1 protein-coding gene, 1 tRNA gene, 2 rRNA genes and 1 pseudogene are annotated in these 5,000 nt (G+C 56.0%); all 5 read right to left on the bottom strand.

Translation table 11 applies throughout. The annotated features are described in order from the left end of the window. Window positions 1-188: 188 nt before the first annotated feature. On the bottom strand, window positions 189-476 hold the full coding sequence (locus EJ067_RS35530) for a type II toxin-antitoxin system RelE/ParE family toxin (protein WP_126087481.1): 288 nt from the start codon (window positions 474-476) through the stop codon (window positions 189-191). Between the two features lie 2 nt (window positions 477-478). Then, a pseudogene (locus tag EJ067_RS22840) lies at window positions 479-744 on the bottom strand (type II toxin-antitoxin system ParD family antitoxin). Window positions 745-1,164: 420 nt separating this feature from the next. Continuing rightward, window positions 1,165-1,241, bottom strand: a tRNA-Met gene (locus EJ067_RS22835). A gap of 217 nt (window positions 1,242-1,458) precedes the next feature. Then, window positions 1,459-1,573, bottom strand: a 5S ribosomal RNA gene (rrf, locus tag EJ067_RS22830). 250 nt (window positions 1,574-1,823) lie between these two features. Then, window positions 1,824-4,647 (bottom strand): 23S ribosomal RNA (locus EJ067_RS22825). Window positions 4,648-5,000: the final 353 nt, after the last annotated feature.

Raw genomic sequence — 5,000 nt, 5'->3', positions numbered from 1 at the left:
CCGAAATTGGTGAGTTGGCTTGGCCGAAATTGGTGAGGCGGCTTAGCCCGATTGTGGCCGGCATTCTCGCGCCGGTCATTGCCATGATTTCCCGCCGCCGCATCGGTGCCGGGGTGCATGCTATCGGCGCGAAAACGCCCGTCGCGCGTCCAACAGGACACGGACCGCTTCGCCCGCCCGAACAGCGCTCAGAGCCGCCCTTCGAACAATTCCGGCGTGATGTTGCGGCCACCCAAAATCAGCACCTGCTCGCTCTCGGCAGCAAAAGCGATGCTGACGGCGCGCCGATAACCAACAATGCGCAGCCCAGGCATGATCTCGAGCCGCTCGGTGCCACGTTGAGGGAACGTCGACAGGCCGAGACAATGGTCGCGGACACCGACAACGAAATTCCAGGCGATGGAAGGCGAGGCGCGCCCCGCTATATCGTCACAGAGCGCTTGCAGCTCGGACTCCGCCTCCGGATGGAAGACAATCCCTATCTGGCTTTCGCCTGTTTCGCGCGATGACGCGCCTCCAGCCGCGAAAAGACCGCGTCGGCGGGAACGCCTTCGTTGGATCTCGCTGCAACTCAGCCAGGCGCGCCGGCATGTCCCCACGAAGCCATTTCTCCCGCTCCGCCTCGAAATCCTCGAGCATGCGCAGGCCCGCGCGGACAACCTCGCTGGCATTGTTGTAGCGGCCTGATTCGAGCTGCTTCCTGATGAAGCTCTCATAGTGGTCATTCAAAGCGTAATTTGGCATTGGCAACCTCTCGGAGGAGACTAGGGTCGCGAGCCATGTGGCAATAGATGTCAATTATTAGCAGCTCTGGCTGATTCGGTCGCGCACCGTTTCCTCCGAAGAAGATCATGCATCACTGATTCGGCTTGTTGAAATGTCGCCTCGGCCGCGATGGCACCGGCGTGATGGCAACCGGCGCACGGGACCAGGCCGGGGCTGCCCTGACTCTCGACATCGATCGGGAGCTGCCGCCGGCTACAAACAAAACTCCCCGGAGCTTTCGCTACGGGAGTGTCGGTGTCGCAGGTTGCGGGGACAGGATTCGGCATTTCTGTCCCGCTGCCTCGGCTTCGCCTGCCGCCCCTGATGAGAGCTCAAATCGAGCGGCCCTCACAGCCGCATAGCAAAACGGCCCGCGGGATGCGGGCCGTTTTTGGTATCTGGTTGCGGGGACAGGATTTGAACCTGTGACCTTCAGGTTATGAGCCTGACGAGCTACCGGGCTGCTCCACCCCGCGTCAACGATAGAGGTAAGCGTGAGCTTACCGAATTCAAGAGACCGCCAAATGAAAGGGCCGCTTGCGCGGCCCATGATCCCGTTTGGCGGGCCTTCTGCATGTCGCCCAAAAGTGCCTGGCGGTTTTGGGACAACGACATGCATCACAACAGTCGTAAGGAGAAGATTTCCATCCGGATCTGTTTGATCCGGATGTGAGATGAACGTGCGCTTGGCAGACCTGGCAGCGACCTACTCTCCCGCGTCTTGAGACGAAGTACCATCAGCGCTGGAGCGTTTCACGGCCGAGTTCGGAATGGGATCGGGTGCAGCCGCTCCGCCATAACCACCAGGTCGGCAAAACGCACGTTCAAATCGAGAAGCTGTTCAAGCGCGATCCAAAGGATCGTCGCAGCGCGATCCAAAGGATCGTCGTTTTTGTGCCAAGGCGACGTCTGCGTTTTGCCTACGGGCGAAGCCCGCAAGCGCGACTGCGCGTCGCCGGTCGTCCGGCGCCCTCGCTTAAGCTTTGGCCCGTAAGGGCCGCTCATGCGTGAGCGCTGGCAGACCATCCGACTTTGTCGGATGGATATTAGGAATGAGAACGATCAAGCCGATCGAACTATTAGTACCGGTAAGCTTCAAGCGTTGCCGCTCTTCCACACCCGGCCTATCAACGTGGTCGTCTTCCACGGTTCTCAGGGAATACTCGTTTCAAGGTGGGTTTCCCGCTTAGATGCCTTCAGCGGTTATCCCGTCCGGATATAGCTACCCTGCAATGCGGCTGGCGCCACAACAGGTCCACCAGAGATCCGTCCATCCCGGTCCTCTCGTACTAGGGACAGATCCTTTCAATATTCCTACACCCACGGCAGATAGGGACCGAACTGTCTCACGACGTTCTGAACCCAACTCACGTACCGCTTTAAATGGCGAACAGCCATACCCTTGGGACCTGCTCCAGCCCCAGGATGCGATGAGTCGACATCGAGGTGCCAAACAACCCCGTCGATATGGACTCTTGGGGGTCATCAGCCTGTTATCCCCGGCGTACCTTTTATCCGTTGAGCGATGGCCCTTCCACGCGGGACCACCGGATCACTATGACCGACTTTCGTCTCTGCTCGACTTGTCAGTCTCGCAGTCAGGCAGGCTTATGCCATTGCACTCAGCGAACGATTTCCGACCGTTCTGAGCCCACCATCGCGCGCCTCCGTTACTCTTTAGGAGGCGACCGCCCCAGTCAAACTACCCACCATACATTGTCCCGGACCCGGATAACGGGCCGCGGTTAGACATCCATAGTAATAAGGGTGGTATTTCAAGGGTGGCTCCACCTGAGCTGGCGCCCAGGCTTCAAAGCCTACCACCTATCCTACACATGCCACTACGAATGCCAATGTAAAGCTATAGTAAAGGTGCACGGGGTCTTTCCGTCTAACCGCAGGAACCCCGCATCTTCACGGGGAATTCAATTTCACTGAGTCTATGCTGGAGACAGCGGGGAAGTCGTTACGCCATTCGTGCAGGTCGGAACTTACCCGACAAGGAATTTCGCTACCTTAGGACCGTTATAGTTACGGCCGCCGTTTACTGGGGCTTCGATTCAGAGCTTGCACCCCTCCTCTTAACCTTCCAGCACCGGGCAGGCGTCAGACCCTATACGTCGCCTTGCGGCTTCGCAGAGCCCTGTGTTTTTGATAAACAGTCGCTACCCCCTGGTCTGTGCCACCCTCCTCTGCTTGCGCAGAAAAGGGTCACGCTTCTTCCGAAGTTACGCGTGCAATTTGCCGAGTTCCTTCAGCATAGTTCTCTCAAGCGCCTTGGTATACTCTACCAGACCACCAGTGTCGGTTTCGGGTACGGTCTATAAGGAGGAGCTATTTCCTGGAACCACTCCGCTGCCCTTTCAATCCGATAAGATTGGACAACTTGTGTGATCCGTCACTACCTCCAGGCCCACGAATATTAACGTGGTTCCCATCGACTACGCGTTTCCGCCTCGTCTTAGGGGCCGGCTAACCCTGCTCAGATTAACTTTAAGCAGGAACCCTTGGTCTTTCGGCGGGGGAGTCTCTCACTCCCCTTACGTTACTCATGTCAGCATTCGCACTTCTGATACCTCCACCGCCCCTCACGGGTACGGCTTCATCAGCTTACAGAACGCTCCGCTACCGCTCGTGATTGCTCACGAACCCTAAGCTTCGGTGTATGGCTTTAGCCCCGTTACATTTTCGGCGCAAAGACCCTTATTTAGACCAGTGAGCTGTTACGCTTTCTTTAAATGATGGCTGCTTCTAAGCCAACATCCTGGTTGTTTTGGGATCCTCACATCCTTTCCCACTTAGCCATAACTTGGGGACCTTAGCTGTAGGTCAGGGTTGTTTCCCTTTTCACGACGGACGTTAGCACCCGCCGTGTGTCTGCCGACTAGTACTCCCAGGTATTCGGAGTTTGGTTAGGTTTGGTAATCCGGTGAGGACCCCTAGCCCATCCAGTGCTCTACCCCCTGGGGTATTCGGTCGACGCTCTACCTAAATAGATTTCGCGGAGAACCAGCTATTTCCGAGTTTGATTGGCCTTTCACCCCTAGCCACAAGTCATCCCGAACTATTGCAACAGTTATGGGTTCGGCCCTCCAGTAAGTGTTACCTTACCTTCAGCCTGCTCATGGCTAGATCACTCGGTTTCGGGTCTAATGCGACGAACTGAACGCCCTGTTCAGACTCGCTTTCGCTGCGCCTACACCTACCGGTTTAAGCTTGCTCGTCACACTAAGTCGCTGACCCATTATACAAAAGGTACGTGGTCACCCTTGCGGGCTCCCACTGTTTGTAGGCAATCGGTTTCAGGTACTCTTTCACTCCCCTTGTCGGGGTGCTTTTCACCTTTCCCTCACGGTACTAGTTCGCTATCGGTCATGCACGAGTACTTAGGCTTGGAAGGTGGTCCTCCCAATTTCAGACAGGATTTCACGTGTCCCGCCTTACTCGAGGACGATTGATCGCATTACGCGTACGGGGCTGTCACCCGCTATGGCCCTGCTTTCCAGAAGGTTCCGCTTGTCTCTCAATCGCCGCTGGCCTGGTCCGGGTTCGCTCGCCACTACTTCCGGAGTCTCGGTTGATGTCCTTTCCTACGGGTACTTAGATGTTTCAGTTCCCCGCGTTCGCCACTTTATCCCTATGTATTCAGGATAAGTTACCTATTAGCGATACTTGGAAACCACAGCCGCAGCAGCGCAATCTCGAAGAGATTGTCGCATCTCTGCAGCTCTGATTTTCCAAGTACCTTAGGTGGGTTTCCCCATTCGGAGATCTACGGATCAAAGGGTATTCGCACCTCCCCGTAGCTTATCGCAGCGTATCACGTCCTTCATCGCCTGTGCATGCCAAGGCATCCACCAATTGCCCTTAAGACACTTGATCGTTCTCATTGCCAATACCCATCGCGCGATCCCGCAGGGATCGTCATTCGCGCGATTTCGAAGAAATCGTCGCTTCAGCCTCTCCCTTACGAGATTAGCTAAGCGCGATCTCGCAGAGATCGTCGCACTTGAGCGACATCCCTTGCGGGATTGCGCTTCAATGGAATTGGCACAAAAAGACCAGCTTCTCGAGATCGGTTCGAGGGCGCGGTTAGGCAAACCCATCATATGCAAGGGATTGAGCGTCCCTTGCGACAAATCATGAGCCTTTCGGGATCATGAAGTTCGAACAAATCTTCTCTTTACGATGTCAAACAGAACAGGCGGAGAGCTTTGGCTCGCCGCAAACTTTTT

This window comes from Mesorhizobium sp. M1D.F.Ca.ET.043.01.1.1 (assembly GCF_003952385.1).
Taxonomy (GTDB): domain Bacteria; phylum Pseudomonadota; class Alphaproteobacteria; order Rhizobiales; family Rhizobiaceae; genus Mesorhizobium.
Note: the sequence above shows the minus strand (reverse complement) of the source record. Positions and strands in the feature narration are given on the sequence as shown.